This is a genomic window from Roseobacter sp. YIN89 (assembly GCF_057219365.1).
Genome location: NZ_JBXVVD010000004.1, coordinates 126,911 through 147,036 on the forward strand (window position 1 = coordinate 126,911; position 20,126 = coordinate 147,036).

At 57.8% G+C, this 20,126-nt stretch carries 22 protein-coding genes; 2 read left to right on the top strand and 20 right to left on the bottom strand.

Going from position 1 to position 20,126, the window contains the following annotated elements:
- Positions 1-2 precede the first annotated feature (2 nt).
- Entirely contained in the window at positions 3-1,430 is a 1,428-nt protein-coding gene (locus tag AC2D8V_RS16545; RefSeq protein ID WP_484734693.1) for a nodulation protein NodH, read from the top strand.
- Here the strand turns inward: AC2D8V_RS16545 and AC2D8V_RS16550 are convergent.
- The 19 genes from AC2D8V_RS16550 to arfB all read right to left on the bottom strand — a co-directional run bounded on the left by AC2D8V_RS16550 (position 1,427) and on the right by arfB (position 18,725).
- Entirely contained in the window at positions 1,427-1,891 is a 465-nt protein-coding gene (locus AC2D8V_RS16550; RefSeq protein WP_484734694.1) for a PTS sugar transporter subunit IIA, read from the bottom strand. The two genes, AC2D8V_RS16545 and AC2D8V_RS16550, sit on opposite strands and share 4 nt — an antisense overlap.
- Positions 1,892-1,931: 40 nt before the next feature.
- On the bottom strand, positions 1,932-2,498 hold the full coding sequence (gene hpf / locus AC2D8V_RS16555; RefSeq protein ID WP_484734695.1) for a ribosome hibernation-promoting factor, HPF/YfiA family: 567 nt from the start codon (positions 2,496-2,498) through the stop codon (positions 1,932-1,934).
- Between the two features lie 235 nt (positions 2,499-2,733).
- Complete coding sequence (gene lptB, locus AC2D8V_RS16560) at positions 2,734-3,492, bottom strand: LPS export ABC transporter ATP-binding protein (RefSeq protein WP_484734696.1); 759 nt, start codon at positions 3,490-3,492, stop codon at positions 2,734-2,736.
- The gene (gene lptA / locus AC2D8V_RS16565; protein WP_484734697.1) at positions 3,492-3,983 is read right to left on the bottom strand and encodes a lipopolysaccharide transport periplasmic protein LptA; all 492 of its coding nucleotides are present in this window, start codon (positions 3,981-3,983) and stop codon (positions 3,492-3,494) included. The genes lptB and lptA overlap by 1 nt, the downstream gene beginning before the upstream one ends.
- A gap of 3 nt (positions 3,984-3,986) precedes the next feature.
- A complete protein-coding gene (gene lptC, locus AC2D8V_RS16570) occupies positions 3,987-4,595 on the bottom strand; it encodes an LPS export ABC transporter periplasmic protein LptC (protein WP_484734698.1) in 609 nt (202 codons plus the stop codon).
- A 6-nt stretch (positions 4,596-4,601) separates the two neighbouring features.
- Positions 4,602-5,564, bottom strand: coding sequence for a KpsF/GutQ family sugar-phosphate isomerase (locus tag AC2D8V_RS16575; RefSeq protein ID WP_484734699.1), 963 nt, complete (start codon positions 5,562-5,564; stop codon positions 4,602-4,604).
- On the bottom strand, positions 5,561-6,175 hold the full coding sequence (locus AC2D8V_RS16580; RefSeq protein ID WP_484734700.1) for a ribonuclease D: 615 nt from the start codon (positions 6,173-6,175) through the stop codon (positions 5,561-5,563). The genes AC2D8V_RS16575 and AC2D8V_RS16580 overlap by 4 nt, the downstream gene beginning before the upstream one ends.
- A gap of 139 nt (positions 6,176-6,314) precedes the next feature.
- Positions 6,315-7,454 carry a Gfo/Idh/MocA family protein gene (locus tag AC2D8V_RS16585; protein WP_484734701.1) on the bottom strand — a complete coding sequence of 380 codons (1,140 nt, stop codon included), beginning with the start codon at positions 7,452-7,454 and terminating at the stop codon, positions 6,315-6,317.
- A gap of 92 nt (positions 7,455-7,546) precedes the next feature.
- Positions 7,547-8,602, bottom strand: a complete 1,056-nt coding sequence (locus AC2D8V_RS16590; RefSeq protein WP_484734702.1) for a sugar phosphate isomerase/epimerase family protein — start codon at positions 8,600-8,602, stop codon at positions 7,547-7,549.
- Positions 8,599-9,654, bottom strand: coding sequence for a LacI family DNA-binding transcriptional regulator (locus AC2D8V_RS16595; protein ID WP_484734703.1), 1,056 nt, complete (start codon positions 9,652-9,654; stop codon positions 8,599-8,601). The genes AC2D8V_RS16590 and AC2D8V_RS16595 overlap by 4 nt, the downstream gene beginning before the upstream one ends.
- Positions 9,655-9,688: 34 nt before the next feature.
- Positions 9,689-11,320 (bottom strand): dihydroxyacetone kinase subunit DhaK, encoded by a 1,632-nt coding sequence (locus AC2D8V_RS16600; protein WP_484734704.1) that lies wholly within the window; start codon positions 11,318-11,320, stop codon positions 9,689-9,691.
- A 12-nt stretch (positions 11,321-11,332) separates the two neighbouring features.
- Complete coding sequence (locus AC2D8V_RS16605) at positions 11,333-12,328, bottom strand: ABC transporter ATP-binding protein (RefSeq protein WP_484734705.1); 996 nt, start codon at positions 12,326-12,328, stop codon at positions 11,333-11,335.
- Position 12,329: 1 nt separating this feature from the next.
- The gene (locus tag AC2D8V_RS16610) at positions 12,330-13,418 is read right to left on the bottom strand and encodes an ABC transporter ATP-binding protein (RefSeq protein ID WP_484734706.1); all 1,089 of its coding nucleotides are present in this window, start codon (positions 13,416-13,418) and stop codon (positions 12,330-12,332) included.
- Between the two features lie 4 nt (positions 13,419-13,422).
- On the bottom strand, positions 13,423-13,611 hold the full coding sequence (locus AC2D8V_RS16615) for a hypothetical protein (RefSeq protein ID WP_484734707.1): 189 nt from the start codon (positions 13,609-13,611) through the stop codon (positions 13,423-13,425).
- A gap of 127 nt (positions 13,612-13,738) precedes the next feature.
- On the bottom strand, positions 13,739-14,677 hold the full coding sequence (locus tag AC2D8V_RS16620) for a carbohydrate ABC transporter permease (protein WP_484734708.1): 939 nt from the start codon (positions 14,675-14,677) through the stop codon (positions 13,739-13,741).
- A gap of 106 nt (positions 14,678-14,783) precedes the next feature.
- On the bottom strand, positions 14,784-15,731 hold the full coding sequence (locus AC2D8V_RS16625) for a carbohydrate ABC transporter permease (RefSeq protein ID WP_484734709.1): 948 nt from the start codon (positions 15,729-15,731) through the stop codon (positions 14,784-14,786).
- Positions 15,732-15,824: 93 nt separating this feature from the next.
- Complete coding sequence (locus AC2D8V_RS16630; RefSeq protein ID WP_484734710.1) at positions 15,825-17,144, bottom strand: ABC transporter substrate-binding protein; 1,320 nt, start codon at positions 17,142-17,144, stop codon at positions 15,825-15,827.
- Positions 17,145-17,347: 203 nt separating this feature from the next.
- On the bottom strand, positions 17,348-18,241 hold the full coding sequence (locus tag AC2D8V_RS16635; protein ID WP_484734711.1) for a DMT family transporter: 894 nt from the start codon (positions 18,239-18,241) through the stop codon (positions 17,348-17,350).
- A 64-nt stretch (positions 18,242-18,305) separates the two neighbouring features.
- The gene (arfB, locus tag AC2D8V_RS16640; protein ID WP_484734712.1) at positions 18,306-18,725 is read right to left on the bottom strand and encodes an alternative ribosome rescue aminoacyl-tRNA hydrolase ArfB; all 420 of its coding nucleotides are present in this window, start codon (positions 18,723-18,725) and stop codon (positions 18,306-18,308) included.
- A gap of 82 nt (positions 18,726-18,807) precedes the next feature.
- Between arfB and AC2D8V_RS16645 the strand changes: the two genes are divergently transcribed.
- Positions 18,808-19,200 (top strand): SpoIIAA family protein, encoded by a 393-nt coding sequence (locus tag AC2D8V_RS16645; protein ID WP_484734713.1) that lies wholly within the window; start codon positions 18,808-18,810, stop codon positions 19,198-19,200.
- Positions 19,201-19,484: 284 nt separating this feature from the next.
- On the opposite strand, the gene AC2D8V_RS16650 is transcribed toward AC2D8V_RS16645, so the two are convergent.
- Positions 19,485-20,105: a queuosine precursor transporter gene (locus tag AC2D8V_RS16650; protein WP_484734714.1), complete on the bottom strand. Its 621-nt coding sequence runs from the start codon at positions 20,103-20,105 to the stop codon at positions 19,485-19,487.
- Between the last annotated feature and the right edge of the window lie 21 nt (positions 20,106-20,126).

Here is a 20,126-nt window from a genome sequence, read left to right on the forward strand (position 1 = left end):
GGATGAGTATGTTTCACTGTTTCGTGGTTTTTGCAGAAATGCGAACCGGATCCAACTTTCTGGAATCCAATCTCAATGCGATGTCGGGGGTGACCTGTCACGGCGAGGCATTCAACCCGCATTTCATCGGGTATCCCAACTTGTCCAGCCTGCTTGGCGTAACCGAAGACGCGCGTGAGGCAGATCCAATGGTTTTGCTGCAGGCCATTCGATCGGCGCCAGGACTGAACGGGTTTCGCTACTTCCATGACCATGATCCGCGGATTTTCGACGCACTGTTAGACGACCCGAGATGCGCGAAAGTCATTTTGACCCGAAACCCGGTTGATAGTTATGTCAGTTGGAAAATCGCGCGTAGCACTGGCCAATGGAAGCTGACGGATGCCAAACGACGCAAAGCGGCAAGGGCGCATTTCGATGCAGTCGAGTTTGCCGAGCATCTGGCCGCAACCGACGGTTTTCAGCAAAAGCTTGCGCGGCGCCTTCAGGCGCTTGGTCAGACCGCATTTCACCTGCGCTATGACGATCTCGGAGAACTTGAGATCATGAATGGGTTGGCGGCCTTTTTGGGGGCGGACGCGGGGCTGGACGCGATTGATACCAGCCTCAAAGTTCAAAACCCTGCACCGTTGTCGGAAAAAGTCGTGAATTTCGACGAGATGCAAACAGAGTTGGCGGGCGCTGATGTTTTCGGGCTGGATAGTGTTCCGGATTTTGAGCCATCACGCGTTGCCGCTGTTCCCTCTTATGTGGCCGCGTCCAAGACACCGCTGCTTTACCTTCCCGTGCGCGGTGGGCCGGAGGCTCCGGTTCGAGCGTGGATGGCACAGCTTGACGGCGTTGCCGAAACGCAGCTTTTGACCAAGATGTCGCAAAAAACACTGCGTCAGTGGAAAAGGGCAAACAAACGCCACCGTAGCTTTACCGTTTTGCGTCATCCTTTGGCCCGCGCTTATCATGCCTACTGCGCGCATATCCTTGGGTGGGGAAAACCGGTTTACGGTGCGATCCGCCAGACGCTTGTGCGTCGATATGATCTTCCCGCGCCGGAAGAGGCGCAGGGCGACGCTTATGACGCGGCAACGCACCGGGACGGATTCGAGATTTTCCTGAGATTTCTAAAGCAGAATTTGGCAGGTCAGACGTCAATTCGGGTAGATCCTGCGTGGTGCAGTCAGGTGCAGGCGCTGCAGGGGTTCGGGCGTTTTGCTTTGCCCGATTTCGTACTGCGTGAAGAAGAGTTGCCGACAGCCCTGCCAGAGATCGCCACGCGTGTAAGCGGGAAAAAGACGGCATATGCGCCGCAGGATAGCGACGGTTTTCCGATCAGCCTTGAGGCAATTTACGACGACACGCTAGAAGCTCTGGCGTCTTCGGCTTACGCGCGCGACTACCTGATGTTTGGTTTCGAGCCTTGGAAAAGCAGCTAGGCTGCTTGATCCGACTCTGCAGACGTCAAAATGGTGTAGAGCGTTGCCGGATCGTGGTTTGCGCGCAGCTTTGCGCAGATCGCAGGGTCACGCAGTGTCCGTGAAACAAGAGCAAGAGCCTTGAGGTGATCCACGCCCGCTTCTTCCGGCGCAAACAGACCGAACACCACGTCAACCGGCTGGCGGTCAACCGCGTCAAAGTCAATCGGCTTGTCCAGCACTACGAAAACGCCGGACACGGTTTCAAGTGCTTCCAGTCGCGCGTGTGGCAGAGCGATACCATGACCGACACCGGTTGGCCCCAACGCTTCGCGCGCCAAAAGAGCGTCGAGAACATCGTCTGATTTCAAGCCATATGCCTGCTCTGCCAGATCGCCAAGTTCTTGCATCAAGCGCTTTTTGCTAGAGGCCGAGGTCAATACCTTGACGGCCTCCGGCTTCAGGAGATTGCCAAATTCCATTATGCTCGCACTTTTCTGACGCTTTTTGCGCCGTTTCTACCTACTTTGGGTCGATCCAGCCGATGTTTCCGTCATCCCGACGGTACACGACATTCACACCCTTCTTGCCTTCGTTTCGGAATACCAACACCGGAGCGCCTGCCAGCTCCATCTGCATTACCGCTTCTCCGACGGACAGCGAAGGTATCTTCGTTTCCATCTCAGCGACGATAATTGGCTGGAGCGTTTCAGGCTCCGATTTATCCGACTCGTCTTCTGACGCGAGGATATATGAGGACGCACCGTAGATTTCAACCGGTTCCGCGCGATCTTTATGATGATCTTTCAAGCGCCGCTTGTATCTTCTCAGCTGCTTTTCCATTTTTTCGCAGCAACTATCAAAGGCAGCATAGATCTCTGTTTGGTGCGCTTTGGCCTGTGCTGTAAGGCCTGTGGACAGGTGCACCGTCGCTTCGCAAACGTATTCATGGGCGGATTTTGAGAAAACAACGACAGCTTCTGTCGGGCGCTCCGCATATTTTTTGACAGCTTCGCCAAGTTCTTCTTTGACGTGGGTTTGCAGAGCGTCGCCGATATCGATTTGTTTGCCGCTGATTTGGTACCGCATGTAATCTCCTTTTCGATCGGGCCCACGTGACGCGCGTGCACAACTGCACGCAATTACAGACACTTGGGTTACGGAAGATGGCTTTCAGGTATGTGCATTTTTGTGCTCTGGCGAGCTAACGGAGAGGAAAAATGACAAGAAGCTGAAGATGCCATAATCCTATTGAGCCCGAAAACCGACCCGCCTGTCAAACAAAAGCGATCAGTTAAACTGAGAATCTTTGTTCGATCTGGCGTTAAGAAATCTTAAAATTGTCGCCGAGGTAAACGCGCCGCACGTTCTCATTTTGCACAACCTCCTGCGGCGTTCCTGACATCAGTACGCGGCCTTCGTGCAAAATATAGGCGCGATCCACGATTTCGAGCGTTTCTCGCACATTGTGATCCGTGATGAGCACGCCGATGCCACGATTTTTCAGGTCAGCGACAAGGTGACGAATATCGCCGACAGAGATCGGATCGACCCCGGCAAACGGTTCGTCCAGCAACAGGTACTTGGGGTTTGCAGCAAGACAGCGCGCGATTTCAACGCGGCGTCTTTCACCGCCGGACAGGGCGAGCGCAGGCGCGCGGCGCAAATGCTCGATCGAAAACTCTGACAGAAGCTGCTCCAGCTTTTCGCGTCGCTTGTGCCGATCCGATTCTGTTATATCAAGGATTGCCGCGATGTTGTCTTGCACAGAAAGACCACGAAAGATGCTCATTTCCTGCGGCAGGTATCCGATGCCAAGTTGCGCACGGCGGTACATTGGAAAGGTCGTGACATCGCGACCGTCGATTTTGACGCTGCCGCCTTCCGGTGTCACCAGCCCTGCTATGGCATAGAAAGTGGTGGTCTTGCCCGATCCGTTAGGCCCCAGCAGCGCAACCACTTCGCCCCGTTCCAATTCCATCGAAAAGTCGCGGATGACTGTTTTCTTGCGGTACGATTTACGCAGATGATCTACCCGTAAACCCGCAGAGCCTTCGGCAACTGTCAGGGTTGGCCGCGCCATTATTGATCGCCAGTCTGCAAGATTGTTCTGACACTGCCCGACATCTGGGCCGTACCACTTTCGAGTTGTACGGTCATCCGGTCTGCGGAGAGCGCGGATGGCCCTTGCGCGAGCAAAACGCTGCCCGTCATAACAATAGTGCCATCGTCAACATTGTAGTCCGCTTTTTGGGATTCAGCGGCGTCAGTGCCGGAAACGAGAACCACATTACCCGTCGCTTCAATCCGTTCAACGCCGTTCGGATCTTGTCTATAGACAACCAGCACGCGATCTGCGGACAACCGCATCTCTCCCTGACCGATCACGACGTTTCCAGTAAAAATCGCTTCACCGGTCTCCTGATCTACAGCGAGATTATCGGCGGTGACTTCAACAGGAAGACCGGCGTTTTGCTGTACCACGCCAAAGGCGACCTGTGCGTCTTGCGCTGCTGCCACCGCCGGCAGGAAGCCGGCGAGCAGAGCGAATACCAAAGTTCTGAAATAAGTCACAAGTTAATCTTCCCGTTCTTGCGGGAGGTATAGCAGCTTCACCCCGCCAGTGAAAAGTAGTTGCGCGTCGGTTTGGTCGTCGGGGACAAAGAGGCGCATACTGCCCGCCTGAAGATCACCCAAAGGCGTCGATGCCGAGACCGGCCCGGGCGAAGTTACGTCAAGCCGGGACAGTCTGAACTGCAACTTGTCAGAGGTAACCCGATATCCGTCAGTTGTGATTGCTTCGACATCGCCGATAAGGTTTGAGATGTCGTTGATCATGTCCACTTCGGCATGATCTGCTTCGACCATGATTTGTTGACCATTCGCCATATCGACCTGAACAATCACTTCTTCGGCCATGTTAGAGCCGACCGTGCCATCCGGAGAGCTAAGTCGCTCGGCAATAAACGCGATCTGGTCACCGCGCGAGGATGTTCCGGAAAAGAAAGGGCCGGTGACCTGTTGATTGGTCAGACGTTCCTGAACCTCACTGTCGGCAAAAGGGATGGTTGCCGTGGGCGTGACAGCCCTTGAGATCAGAAAAAGAGTGGACAGGAGCGCGAGGGCCAGCAATGGCAACGCGACTTTGAGCAACGCGATCGTTCTGGAGTACCGATCCGCCTGCATCCCCGATCATCCCAGCCCGACGCGCAGGCAGTCATGAATGTGTATCAGTCCCGCTGGCACGTCCGGATTTGCCGGGTCAACCACCAGCAAACAGGTGATCTTTTTGCCGTTCATGATGCCAACGGCTTTTTCGGCCAGTTCATCCGGCGCAATCGTCACCGGAGACGCGGTCATCACGTCGCGCGCCCGTTTCGACATCAGCCCGTCCATGTGGCGACTAAGGTCGCCTGTCGTGATGATGCCGGTCAGCTTGCCAGCTTGGTCTGTCACGCCAGTCACACCAAAGGCTTTCTCTCCGATCTCGATCAGGGTGTCAGGCATCGACGTCTCTTCTGTGACCAACGGCATGGCCGCGCCCGCATGCATGAGGTCGGAAACCTTGCTCAGCTGAGCGCCCAGTTTGCCGCCCGGATGAAAGTCGCGAAACCGTTCAGGCGTAAACGCGCGATGCTCCATCAGCGCAACGGCGAGCGCGTCGCCCAGAGCAAGCGTCATTGTGGTGGAGGATGTGGGTACAATGCCCGTGCCGCAGGCTTCTTCCGCACGGGGCAGCACAAGTGCCACATCGGCCTGCCGCAGAAGGGTCGAGTCGGGCTTGCTTGCCACACCGATCATCGGGATGGAAAAGCGTCGGGTAAAGGCAATGACATCGGCCAATTCCGGCGTTTCACCCGAGTTGGACAGCATGAGAACCACATCTCCCTGACCCATCATGCCAAGGTCGCCATGGCTTGCCTCTGCGGGATGCACGAAATGCGCCGGCGTTCCGGTACTTGCCAGCGTTGCTGCAATTTTCCGCGCGATATGCCCGGATTTGCCCATACCAGTGACGATGATCCGCCCTGTCGCTTTGAGCATCAAGGTCACCGCAGCGTCAAAGCTTTCGTCCAGCCCGGCCTCAAGCGCCGCCAATGCGTCGGTTTCAATGCGGATGACCCTGCGGGCGGTATCTAGGAACGACTGACTCATGAGTGCGCAAAGATGTCCGTTTCAGGCCATCCCATCAAATCCAGCCGCGCTCGCATTGGCAAAAAGTCGAAACAGGCCTGTGCGACGTCGCTGCGGCCTTCGCGGGCCAGCATTTCATTTAACGCCTCGCGTAGCTTGTGCAGGTACAATACGTCGGATGCTGCATAGTCAATCTGCGCATCAGTGAGCGTTTCAGCGCCCCAGTCGCTCGATTGCTGCTGTTTGGAGATGTCGATCCCCAAAAGCTCCTGCAACAATTTGGCCAGTCCGTGCCGGTCGGTGTAAGTCCGGACAAGTCGGCTGGCGATCTTTGTGCAGTACACAGGCTCTGTCAGCGCGCCAAAAGCATTGAAGAGCGCGGCAATGTCAAAGCGGCCAAAATGAAAAAGCTTTAATACCTTCGGATCGGTCAGCAACCGGCACAGGTTTGGCGCTTCGGTCTGGCCTTTTGCGATCTGGACCAGATGTGCGTTGCCATCCCCGCCCGAAAGCTGAACGACGCAAAGCCGGTCCCGATGGGGGTTCAGCCCCATTGTTTCGCAGTCGATAGCGACCATCGGGCCAAGGTCCAGTCCGTCTGGCAGATCATTTTTGTACACGTTGTGCGTCATGGATGCTCCACGTTAGTCATCACAGCAAAAGGCAGAGTGCAGCATAAATGGGCGCGCCGCCCGCCTCGTGCAAGCAGCGTTATCGCCTATCCTACATCACTACAAGCGCGACGCACCATTTAGCCCTGTAGGCGAAGCACTACTCCGGCAGATCCACCCAGGCAGCATTTCGCGCAGACGACCGCACGCAGGCGTCAACAAAGTGCATGCCGCGCAAACCGTCCTGAATGGTCGGGTAGACAACCTCGGGCGACGGTTCCTTCCCGTTTCGATGTGCCTCGATGGCTTCGGCGGCTTCTGAATAGATGTTGGCAAAGCCTTCGAGATATCCCTCGGGGTGTCCCGGAGGAATACGGCTCATCCGCGCGGCGGCTGCACCCGCGCCTGCGCCGTTGCGGGTGATCAGCCGCTTGGGTTCGCCCAAAGGGGTAAACCAAAGGTTGGTGGGATTCTCCTGCGCCCATTCCAACCCGCCTTTCTCACCGTACACGCGCAGCCGGAGCGCGTTTTCGTTGCCCGGCGCAACCTGACTGCACCACAACATCCCGCGCGCACCCCCGGCAAACCGCAGCATGACATGCCCGTTGTCATCAAGTTTTCGCCCCGACACAAAGGCCTGAAGGTCAGCAGCAAGGCTCTCGACCCGCAAGCCCGTCACAAAGCACGCAAGATTATGCGCATGGGTGCCGATATCGCCGGTCGATCCGCCTGCACCCGAACGCTCGGGGTCGGTTCGCCACGCGGCCTGTTTGAAATCCTGCTCTTCGCTCAACCAGTCTTGCGGATATTCGACCTGAACCACCCGCACCTGACCGATTTCACACGCCGCGACCATTTCACGTGCCTGCCTGACCATCGGGTACCCGGTGTAGTTATGCGTGAGCACAAACAACGCGTCGGCGCTTTCTGCCGCCTTGGCCAGTTTTTTGGCGTCCGCCAGCGTAGAGGTCAGCGGTTTGTCGCAGATCACGTGAATACCACGCTTGAGAAACTCGCGGGCAGCGGCGTAATGCACATGGTTGGGCGTCACGATTGCGACGGCTTCGATACCATTTTTCAGCCGCGCCTCGCGGATCGCCATCTGCTTGAAATCATCGTAAGTCCGGTCTGCCGGCAGCCCCAGTGCCGCACCAGAGGCCCGAGCCCGCTCCGGTGTTGATGACAAAGCGCCGGCAACCAGTTCGTACCGGTCGTCTATCCGACTGGCGATCCGGTGTACCGCGCCGATGAAAGCGTCGTTGCCACCGCCAACCATTCCAAGCCTGATCCGTGTACCCATCTGTTCCTCCCTCGCGGGGCGTGTTCCCCGCTCTCTCACTTTGCAAAATAAACTCCCGCCGGAGGCGCACATCAGCCTCCTCACGGAAGGTTTCAGTCAATTCCGAGCATTTTGCGGTTGGCCGCCTCGTCCGCGCCGCCGTCGGCGAAGTCATCAAACGCGCGTTCAGTCACACGGATAATGTGATCTGACACGAATTGTGCGCCTTCGCGCGCGCCGTCTTCGGGGTGTTTCAGGCAGCATTCCCATTCTACCACGGCCCAACCGTCAAAATCATTTGCGGCCATCTTTGAGAATACCGCGGCAAAGTCGACCTGCCCGTCGCCCAGAGACCGGAACCGTCCCGCCCGGTCGACCCATGACTGGTAGCCACCATAGACGCCCTGCCGCCCGGTCGGATTGAACTCCGCGTCCTTGACGTGAAACATCTTGATCCGCTCGGCATAGATATCGATGTTTTCGAGGTAATCGAGACACTGCAGCACGTAGTGGGACGGATCGTAAAGCATATTGCAACGCGGATGATTATCGACCCGTTCCAGAAACATCTCGAAAGTGACACCGTCGTGCAAATCCTCGCCCGGATGGATTTCGTAGCAGATGTTAACGCCTTTATCCTCTGCGTGATCAAGAATGGGCCGCCACCGTTTTGCCAACTCATCGAAGGCTGTTTCGACTAATCCAGCGGGGCGCTGCGGCCACGGGTAAAGATACGGCCATGCCAATGCGCCCGAAAAGCTCACGTGATCTGCGATCCCCATGTTGGCGGATGCACTAATTGCTTTCATGACCTGATCCACGGCCCAGGCCTGACGGGCCGCTGGATCATTATGGACCGACGGGTCAGCAAACCCGTCAAAGCCTGCGTCATAGGCTGGATGTACCGCCACCAACTGGCCCTGCAAATGGGTGGAGAGTTCGGTCACTTCGATACCGTTCTCCCGCGCCTGCCCCTTGAACTCGTCGCAGTAGGTCTTGCTTTCAGCGGCCTTTGCCAGATCGAACAACCGTGCGTCCCAGCTTGGGACCTGAACACCCTTGTAGCCGCAATCGGCGGCCCACTTCGTGATGGCATCCCAAGAGTTGAACGGTGCTTCGTCGCCAGCAAACTGCGCCAGAAAGAGCGCGGGCCCTTTAATCGTTTTCATTGTAATCCTCCCTCTTTGGCCGCCGGGTCGGGCGGCAGATTTTCCTTCAGATACACGTCGATGCGAATGCGTTCCTGAGCCAGATTGATCGGTGCGCGGTCGCTGTTGGCACGCATGATCCGTATGGCGCTGCGGATAAGGTGTCCCGTGTCCTGACTGATCACCGCGTCGAACAGGCCGGACCCAAGTGCGGCGCGTGACAGTGGCGTCAGTTCGTGCGCGATCGTGACGGGCGAGGTACCGCCCGACTTTTCAAAATGCCTTACCAGTCCGGTATTCCCTGCCGCAGAAGAGTAAATACCACGGATGTTGTCAGATTGACCCAACGCTTGGGGCAAAAGACGTTCGATGAGGTCTGCATCGTCTCGGCCTTCGAGCGAGGGCAGAACCCGCAACTGGGGAAAATCGCGCGCCATCACTTCGTCAAAGCCAAGGCGCCGCTCAAGGTGATCGCGCGCCAGCATCGACCCGGTCACAACCAGAATATCCCCGGGCCCGGGCCCGACAAAGCGACCCATAAGCTGACCCGCTGTGCGTCCGGCTGCCACGTTGTCGATCCCGACGTAATTGTTGCGGTCAGAGCTGGGGATGTCGGATACGAGCGACACCACGACAACACCATCCGCCCGCAAGCCGGCAATACTGTCCCGTACGGATGGCGTCTCTGGGCCAAAGACTGCAACGCCGTCAACTTCGGAAGGATCGACCCTGCTGATTGCTTCTGCGAGGGCCATCGGATCGAATGCAGGAACACGCTGACACACTACCTGTGTCCGTTCGCGCACCAAAACGGCGGATTGCTCGGTAATGTGGTCTTCAAGCAGTGTCAGAAATTCCGTGGTGTTTGCGGGCATAATGAACAGGAACCGGTAAATTCGCCCACGCGCCAGATTTGCAGCCGCCGTATCCCGAACATAACCAAGGTCGGCGATGGCCCTGTGCACCTTGTCTACCGTGGTCTGACGCACGCCCGGTCGCGCATTGAGAACCCGGTCTACGGTCGCAAGGCTCACCTTTGCTACGCGTGCGATGTCGTTGACTGTCGGTTTCATGTGTGCGTCCGGGCTGTTTTTCATCTTGGCCGGCTTAGCCTTTCATATCGTGAGCAAGTCCCTCGAACAGGCGGGCAACAGCTTCGGCCCCCGGATCGTTGTGACCCATCAGATTTTCCTCTGGCACGTAAGAAGCACGGCCTGCCTTGGCTCTGCCCATTGTCGCCGTACCGTCTGCTCCGGCGCGGGCTGCGGCGGCTGCCGCGGCCAAGCCGTCATCAATTGCCTTGAGCGCCGGATCGAGCGCATCGATCATCGTGCGGTCGCCAACCTGTGCGCCACCTACTTGGCTGATCCGCTGCAAACCTTGACGCAGGGCCGCAAAAGTAGCCTGACCATTGGCACAGGCGTCGCCGGTCGCACCAAAGAAAATGGCCATGATAACGCCGGAAGAACCGCCCATCGTCTGGCTTAATTCGTTTCCAACGGCGCGGAACAGTTGCGTAAGATCGGCAAGCGGCATGCGGTCCAGTGATGACTTGAGCGCGCGTGCCGCGGTTGCAAGGGTGCTGCCCGTATCGCCATCGCCGGATTTTGCATCCAGAAGGTTCAGATCAGTTTCCGCCGCAACCAGCAGATCACAGCAATTTTCGATAAGGGCCCGCACCGACGCATTCTCCGACGGGATCGGTTTGATCGGGCTTAATCCGTCCGGCAGTGGTTTGACCGTGACCTCGCTTATCGCGTGCATGCCGGGCCAGTCGCGCAAAGGAATATCGCGGGCCAGCAGCTTCTCTGTTTCATCATCCAATGGAAGGACAGAAACCGAAAATCCGTGCATGTCGAGTGAAGTCATCAACGGCGCAGGGCCGATCAAGGCGGCAATTGCCCCGGCGCGTGCGTTATTCGTCAGGGCGTGCGCGAGCACAGACATTTCAAGCGGGGTTGTAGAGCCGAGGTTGTTCAGCAGGGCCACGTATTTCCCGTTCGAAATATGCGGTGCCAGTTTGTCCATGACAGCAGTCATGGCAGAAGTCGCAGTCTCGAAAGAGATTTGCTCGACTCCCGCCTCTCCGTGAATACCCAGACCGAGTTCCGCTTTGCCCTTGGCTATGCGATCCTCTTTTTCCGATCCCGGCACGGTGCAGGTATCCAATGACATGCCAATCGACGCCATGCCGCCAATTGTCTTCTCAGCCGCTGCGGTCACCGTATCCAGATCCGCTCCTGCTTCGGCCAGCGCACCGGCGATCTTGTGCACGAAAAGCGTACCTGCGACGCCGCGCGCCTGAGGCAGGTCCGGCAATGCGATGTCATCATCTACAACGACCATCGACACCTTCAAACCATACGCTCTCGCACGTTCTGCAGCGAGGCCAAAGTTCAAACGGTCACCTGTGTAATTCTTGACGATGAGCAGGCAGCCTGCTTCGCCTGTAACAGCAAGAATACCAGCGAGCACGGCATCAACAGAAGGTGACGCAAAAACCTCACCACAGACTGCAGCCGTCAGCATGCCCTCGCCGACAAAGCCTGCATGGGCCGGTTCGTGTCCTGAACCGCCGCCGGAGATGAGCGCCACGCGAGACTTGTCCCAACCGCCGCGGCAGACCACTTTGATGTGCGGATAACCGTCCAACCGGTACAGCGCGCCGTTTGATCCGGCCAAAAGCCCGTCCAGTGCGTCAGTGACCAGCGATTCCTTGGTGTTAATGAACTGCGCCATGGTCTTCTCCCTTCAGTAGATGCGGTTGCCTTCGGTGTCGAAACACAAAGGGTCTTGCGGCGCCACTCTGATCTCGCCACCCGCCGCGTAGCTGGCATGTGGATCGGCCAGCGTTATGATGTCGTGACCTTCGAGGTTCAGATGCAGCCTTGTATGGTCGCCCAGTCGTTCGACGCGGCCGATCTTTGCGGAACGTCCTTCTCCCTGCCGGACATGTTCCGGGCGCAGACCGATGCGGTGCGCGCCTTTCGGCGCTGGCCCAAACAGATCGCCGGGCAGAATGTTGATGCGTGGTTGCCCGAGCCGCGATGCCACGTAAACAGAGTTCGGGTTTTCGTAAATCTCGCGGGGTGTGCCGTATTGCACCAGCCGCCCCTCATTCAAGACGCCAACATGCGTTGCCATGGTCATCGCTTCGATCTGGTCGTGCGTGACATATAGAATGGTGGCACCAAGACTGGCCTGAATCCGTTTCAGTTCGACGCGCAGATCGCTGCGCAATTTGGCGTCAAGCGAGCTTAGCGGTTCATCCATCAGGTAAATCTGCGGTTCGCGCACCAACGCGCGCCCAATCGAAACACGCTGCATCTCGCCGCCGGACAGGGCGGTGGCCTTGTTGTCGAGCTTGTGGCTGATTTGCAGGACGCGCGCCACTTCATCGACCTTTTGCTCAATAATGTCGGCAGGTGTGTTGAGGATTGGAGACTTGAGCGGGAAAGCAAGGTTTTCGCGAACCGTCAGGTGCGGGTAAAGCGAATATTGCTGGAAGACCATGGCAACGTCGCGCTGGGCCGGTGTGTCGTCGTTGACCTTACGCCCGCCTATTGTGATCTCGCCCTTGTCCATTTTCTCGAGCCCGGAAATGAGGCGGAGTGTGGTGGTCTTGCCTGCGCCTGTCGGCCCGAGCAGAACAACAAAGGCACCGTCGGGAACCGTCATATCGATGTCTGCAACGCCGACCGTGTCGCCGAACGATTTAGACAGGCCTTTCAGAACGACTTCTGCCATGTCACAGCACCTCCTGGTTCAGTTCCGAGCGCAGGGCGCGCCCGGTGTTTTCGTCGAACAGGGTGATTGCATCACTTTGAAAAGAAAGCCCTACTGTCTCGCCGGGGTGGGCCGGTTGGCCCGAAGGCGCACGGGCTTTGAGGTCCCCGTTTGAGGTTTTCAACGTGATGATCTGGTCGGTGCCAAGATACTCTGCGGCGATGATTTCTCCCCGGTAGCCGCCTGCGTCGGACAGGGTTACGTGTTCTGGCCGTACGCCAAACACCAGATCACCCGACGCGTCTTCCAACTGGCGGGGCACCGACATTGTCTGACCGGCGAGCGTGATGTCGGATGCACCTTTGCCTACCGTGCCGTCGAAGCGGAGGAAGTTCATTGAGGGAGACCCGATAAAGTCAGCGACAAACATGGTTGCTGGCTTGTCGTAGATTTCCTGTGGCGTACCAAACTGTTCTACGACAGCGTTGTTCATGACAACAATCTTGTCGCCCATTTGCATGGCTTCGAGTTGGTCATGCGTGACGTAAACGGTCGTGGCATTCATCCGGTCATGCAGGGCGCGCAGTTCTTCGGCCATGTGTTCGCGGAACTCCGCATCCAGCGCACCCAAGGGTTCGTCCATCATGAAAGCCTTCGGGTCTCGCACGATGGCGCGGCCCAATGCCACGCGTTGCCGGTCGCCCCCTGACAGGCCGCCAACCGGCTTTTTCAGAATGTTTTGAATGCCGAGAATATTTGCGACTTCGTCCACCTTGGCACGGACCTGCGCGCGCGGCATGCCCTGACTGACAAGCGGATAGCTGAGATTGCGATATACGTTCATGTGCGGGTAGAGCGCGAACATCTGGAAAACAAAGGCGATGTCACGCTGGCTGGGCGGGCGTTGGCTGATCTCTTCGCCGTCGAGGTAGATTTCTCCGCTGGTTGGTAATTCCAGCCCGGCGATCATCCGCAGCGTGGTGGTCTTGCCGCATCCTGACGGGCCCAGCAGCATGAAGAACTCGCCATCCTCGATGGTGAACGAGCTTTCCTTTACGGCGACGAAATCGCCGAATTGCTTGCGGATGTTTTTGATGACAATCTGCGCCACTGGGTTACTCCGGGAAATGGCTGACAATGATGAACATGACGGTGCCGATGAGTGTGGTGATGAAGGAATAGGTGAAGGCCCACATCACAAAGGGCTGCATCAGCATGAAGACTCCGATGCCGATGATGATGGTGGCGAGCATCTCCCACGGGCCGCGCCGCAAGCGGATCAAACCGGTTATGAAATTGTTCATCAGATGGCCTCCGATAGGGTCGATTTGACGGTCGGTGTCGCGTCGTTATTGCGTCGGTAAAACGTCGGTGCGTTGCGGCCGGTGCTGAAACGACTGATTAAGCGGGCCAAAGAGGTGTTCGGACACATCATTTGCGCACCGCGCCAAAGGTAATCCCGCGCAGCAGGTGTTTGCGCAAAAGGATGGTGAAGATCATCACAGGCAACAGGAAGATCGTGGCGCCGGCGGCAACGGCGGGCCAGTCGAGGCCGCCCACACCGATGATCGTCGGGATGAAGGGTGGCGCGGTTTGTGCCGTGCCCGAGGTGAGCAGCACCGCAAACGCGTATTCGTTCCATGCAAAGATCAGGCAGAAGATCGCAGTGGAGGCGATGCCTGTTGCGGCCTGCGGCAGAACCACTTTGTAGAACGCCTGAAAGCGGGTGTAGCCGTCGATCAGGGCGGCTTCTTCGTATTCGGTCGGGATGCCATCGATGAAGGATTTCAGCAGCCAGACCGCCAGCGAAATGTTGACCGCGGTATAAAGCAGGATCATCCCGAGGTGTGTGTCGGAAAGCCCCAGTTGCCGGTACATCAGGAAGATCGGGATCGCCACGGCGATGGGTGGCATCATCCGCGTGCTGAGGATGAAGAACAGCAGGTCATCCGCCAGCGGGATTTTGAACCGGGAGAACGCATAGGCCGCAAGTGTGCCGAGAAAGACGCTGAGAAAAGTCGAGCCGAACCCGATGATGACCGAATTGAGAAAGCGTTCGCCGAATTTGGACGGGCCGGCGATGACCATGTCGTACTGGCGGACGATCTCTTCGTACCATGTCTGGGGCGGATTGGCGGCGAGGAATTCATCGGTTTGACGGGTGCGGGTGGTGAAGAGATTGACGTAACCTTCGAGTGTTGGCTCGAACACCACCTTGGGCGGGTAGCTGATGGCATCTGCAGGAGATTTGAACCCTGTCAGCATGATCCATGCCAGCGGGATCATGGTAATCAGCGCGTACAGGATGACCAGCGCGCCGGCGAAGGTCTTGGTGCGTTTGCTGGGCTCGGTTGCAGAGAAGCTGCTCATGATGCGTGCCTTTGCGCGTGTTGCCGGGTTGGGCGGGGGCTGTCTGCCCCCCGCGGGCTGCGCCCGCGCCCCCCGAGAGTTTTCTGGGCAAGATGACAGGGAGCGGTCATCGTTCCTTTACCTTGTTGAGTGCCTTGACGTAGATCGAGGCGAGGCCGAAGACGGTCACGAAAAGGATGATGGCGTAGGCTGATGCGTAGCCTGTGCGCCATTTCTCGAAGGCTTCGCGTTTGAGATTGATCGATGTGAGCTCTGTCGTTGAGCCGGGGCCGCCGCCGGTAAGTTGAACCACCAGATCGAACATCTTGAAGTTTTCGATGCCGCGGAACAGTACGGCGAGCATCAGGAAGGGCAGCACCATGGGGATGGTGATGGTGAAGAACTGCCGCAGTTTCGAGGCGCGGTCGATTTCTGCGGCCTCGTAGATGTAGTCGGGGATGGAGCGCAGCCCCGCAAGGCAGATCAGCATGACAAAGGGCGTCCACATCCATGTGTCCACGATGACGATGGACCACGGCGCCAGATCGACCGACCCCAGCATCTCGAAGCTTGACGGATCCTTGCCTGTGAAGAAGGCCACGATGTAGTTGAAAAGCCCGATCTGCGGCTGGTAGAGGAATTTCCAGAAATTGCCGACCACCGCCGGGCTGAGCATCATTGGCAGCACGATGATTGTCGTCCACAGGTCGTTGCCTTTGAATTTCTTGTTGATGAGATAGGCCAGCGTGAAGCCGATCAGCACCTGTAAAAAGATTGTCCAGAACAGGAAATGCGCGGTGGCCTGCATGTTGAGCCAGATATCGGTATCGGTGAGGATACGCTCGTAGTTGCGCAGGCCCACGTAGTCGACTTCGCGGTTCAGGCGGTTGGCGCGGAAGTTCGTAAAGCTGAGGTTGATCGTCCAGATCAGCGGGAAGATGTTGATCGCGAGCAGCAAAAAGATTGTAGGCGCCACGAATATCCAGGCAATGGCGCGATCGCTGAGACCTTTGATCTTGCGGGCGACTTGCGGGGGTGTGGCCTTGGCCGCTTTGGTGATCGGCGTGTCAGTCATGACGCGTAACTTTCCCGTTGCAAGGCCGCGGTGGCACGGCTTGCCTGACTTGAAGGGTGGGTGGGGGATGACCCCCACCACACAGTTTACGGATTACAGTTTGCCTTCGTCTTCGAAGGTTTCTGTCCAGTCCTCGATCAGCTTGTCCAGGGCTTCTTTTGCAGTGCCCTGATCAGCCACCACGTAGTCGTGGATGCGCTTTTGCATTGCCAGCAGCAATTCGGCGTAGGCCGGTTCCTGCCAGAAGTCCTGTACGGCGCCCATGGCTTCGAGGAAGTCGCCGGCGAAAGGAGCGCTGTCTACAAACTCCGGGCTTTCAAGCACGGCTTTGTGTGCCGAGTAGCCGCCGAGGTCCCACCATTTTTGCTGCACGTCGGGCTGTGCAAACCATTTGATGTACTCAAGCGCGGCGTCCTGCTTGTCGGAGTAGGCCACAACCGAGATACCCTGTCCGCCCAGCGTGGAGCCTGCCTGATTTTGCGGCGGGTTCACGAAGAAGTCGATCTTGTCACCGCCGGTGTTGGGGTCGGCGTAGAGACCGGGGAAGAAGGCGAACCAGTTCATTGCCATCGCCACCTGACCGGATTTGAACGCATCGAGCGATTCACCCATGTAGGAGTTGGTGTAGCCGGGTGGTGTGGCGGTCTCGTAGAACTCTTTGTAGAATTCCAGCGCTTCGACAGCTTCGGGCGAGTTTACCGCACCTTCCATGTCGTAGGAGCCTGCCTCGTTTTCATACTTGAAGCCCCAAGGATAGAGCGCCGAGGTCACGCCCATGGTGATGCCTTCCGAGCCGCGCTCGGTGAAGATGGCCGCACCGTAAACTGTTTGGCCATCGATCTCGCGGCCCTGGAAGAACTGCGCAATCTCGAGCATTTCCTTTTGCGTTTTCGGCTCGCCCAGTTCACGGCCGGTGGCGTCTTTGAACGCGGCGCGGATGTCTTCGCGTTCGAACCAGTCCTTGCGGTAGAACCAGCCGTTCGCGTCCCCCATGGCGGGCAGCGCGTAATAGTTCGGTGTGCCTTTGGGCCAAGTCGAGTACGCGTAGACGGTCGCATCTGCGAAGTCGCCCATCGAGATGCCTTCGGCGTCGAAGAAGTCGTTCAGTTTGACGTAGTGGCCGTTCTCCGCGCCGCCGCCGATCCACTGGCTGTCGCCGATGAGCAGGTCGCACAGTTTGCCGCCGGAGTTCAGCTCGTTCAGCATTCGGTCAGCGAAGTTGGGCCATGGAATGAACTCGAAGCTCATGGAGTGGCCGGATTGTGCTTCGAATTCCTTGCTGAGTTCAACAAGGGCGTTCGCCGGGTCCCAAGCGGCCCAGCACAGCGTCAGGTCTTCGGCCTGTGCCGCAGCGCCAAGGCTGGCGATCGACAGGCTGAGGGCGCTGACGGTTGTCAGTTTCGAATACTTCATGGTGATCCTCCCAAAATGCCGCGACCTGCGTTGAGCGATTCGGTCGCTTAGACAGCCCGACGCTAAATGAGGAACGTACCTCATGTCGAATGATTTTTGAGGGACGTACCTCAAAATCGTAGTAGAGCGCTGATTTAATTTGATAAGTATTTTTGATTTGGTGGCGGAATGGCGCTGTCAGCCTGTGGGTAACCGGGTGCGCGTCAGAGCTTCTGACCTAACCGGCGTTCGCGCCAGATGATCAAAAGCCCGCCAAGGATAATGAGGATGGCACCGGGGAAAAGCGCGTCCCATGGTGTTTCGTCAAAGAACACCCATCCGAGGACGAAGGCCAGCGGGATGCCGAAATAGTTGAACGGGGCGAGGTTGCTTTGCTCGGTCATGCGGTAGCTGACGACGAGGAACAGCACCGCGGTGCCGCCAAAGCCGCCCATCGCAGCGATCCAGCCAAGATCGGACCAACTGGCAAGCGGGGTAAAGCCGCCCCATGCCATCGCCACAATGAAGGAGCCGACAAGCGCGGTTACCGCTGAATAGAGACTAAGCAGGGGGCTGGGCACCGTGTCATCAAACATCCGCGATGTCACACCGACAAGCGCATAGAGAAAGGCGGCGCCCAAAGGCAGCAAGGCCGTCAGCTCGAACGCGTCAGAGCCGGGCTGCATCACCAGTATCACGCCCACAAAACCGATCAGCACGGCTATCCAACGGATCCAGCCGACGCGCTCTGCCAGTAGCGGGACCGCAAGCGCGGTCATGAAGAGAGCGTTTGCGTAGGTGATGGTGGCGGCAGTCGCAAAGGCCATAAGCCCGAGTGCCAGATAGAACATAAGCTGCGCAAAGGTGACGATAAAACCGCGGGCCAAGGCCAGTTTCCATTGCCGGATAACGACAGGGCGACCGGATGCGTGCCACGAGCGGGAAAGCCAAACTGCGATGACAGATGGAATGACGCCAAAGAGGTTGCGCCAGGCAGATAGCTCTTGGGCGCTGTAGCGCTCCGAGAGCAGTTTGATCACCAATCCCATGGCGTCAAACAACGTCAGCGCAACGAGGCTGAGCACGATGGCAAGACCTGTTCGGTCGGTTGGTCGCATGATGCTCTCCGGTGCGCTATCGCGCGACGCTAGCCTGCGCATGCGCCGACGACAAGCGCCGCCGTCATTCCGGGTCGACCTTGCCGCGCAGTGCCTTGACCTCGCCTCGCACCTTTTTCGCTTTCAGCCTGCGTTTTTTCGAGCCTAACGTGGGCTTTGTCGCGATGCGGCGTTTGGGCGGCACGAGCGCCTTGCGTACCAGTTCGGCAAGGCGGTCCCGCACAATTTCGCGATTGCGGGCTTGGCTGCGGGTTTCATCGCATTGCAGCACCAGCGCGCCCTCGGTTGTCCACCGCCGCCCCGCGAGCCGCTTGAGCCGGGTCTTGACCGGACCGGGCAGATTGGGAGAGCGGGCAGCCTCAAAGCGCAGTTCAACAGCGGAAGATACCTTGTTGACGTTCTGGCCGCCGGGGCCGGACGATCGCATGAAGCTTTCGGTGAACTCCCAGTCTTCGAGAGTAATGTCATTGTTGATTTTCAGCACGACACCCTCCTTTCCGCAGGGAACGAATTTGCAGCGTCCGGCGTTTTAACCCCTGACAACACGAATAACGAGGTGAAAAGGTATGCTTTCTACGCAATCGATCAATCAACTAAGTACAACACGCCCGGATCTCTATGCGTTTCGGATTGAAGGCGAGGTTTCGCGCGAGGACATGACAGAGATGGCCGAGCACATGAACTCTGCGTTTGATGCGCACGATCATGTGGATATGCTGCTCTATTTCGATGAATTTAAAGGGTCTGAAGCGGGCGCTTCGATGAGCCTTGAAAACATTCAGTCACGGCTGCGCGCTTTGAGTTCTGTACGGCGGTATGTGGTGGCGAATGCGCCCGAAGCGGCAGCCGGCATGGTGGAAACCTTTGGCAAGATACTGCCGGTAGAAGCGGAAAGCTATGACAGCGTGGACGAGGCATTCGAAGCGCTGGGCGCGAAAGCGATGTTGACCGCCAGCTAACAACACATTCTACAGAAAAGGGCCGCACGACATCTCGTGCGGCCCCATCGACTGGTCATAAGGAGGCGGGATCGGTTAGACGATCACGTCCACTGTGGTTATCTGCCCGTCCAAGGGCTGCCTTAGCAGGCGACCTCCACAGCTGTTCCGACACCTCTCTCCAATACCTTTCTCGACACTGGATCACCTCCTTTACTATCTGTTGACGTTGCTTGAATCGTCGCACAGCTTTTGGCAGCGACCAAGCTTTTTTTCATTTTCGTCGCAGATTTTGTCGACAGTGCTCAAGCTGCGCGCACAGCCTTTGCAGTGAGGGCGCGGAACGGGATCAATGCCAGCAGTGCGAGGCCCAGTTTGACCATCCAATCCGCCACGGCCAGAGAGACCCATAGCGGCGCATCAAACCCGACGCCCAGCAGCGGCAGCACTTCTCCGGCCCAGCTTACGTCGTTGGCAGGTTCCAGAAAGGAGAGGCTGGCCGAAAAGGCGATGGTGAAGAAGAGGGCGGTGTCGACCGTGCTGCCGATCAGCGTCGAGGCGAGGGGCGCGCGCCACCATGATCCGCCGCGCAGGGCGGAAAAGACGGCAACGTCGAGCAGTTGCGCTGTCAGAAATGCGATACCTGAGCCGATTGCGATGCGCAGCGTCACCAGCGGGCCGAACTCGCCCATGATCTGCGTGCCGATGAGCGAGCAGGCAACCCCCACAAGAAAGCCCACAAAGACAACACGCCGCGCGGCAGATGCCCCGTAGACACGGTTCATCACGTCGGTCACCAGAAAGGCGAGCGGGTAGGTAAAGGCCCCCCACGTCAGCCAGTTACCAAAGAGGAACTGGACGAGGATGTTCGAGGCCACGACGATGGCGGCCATGGCAAGGATGCCGGGAAGATGAGTGCGTGTCATAATGATAATCCGTTTTGGCAA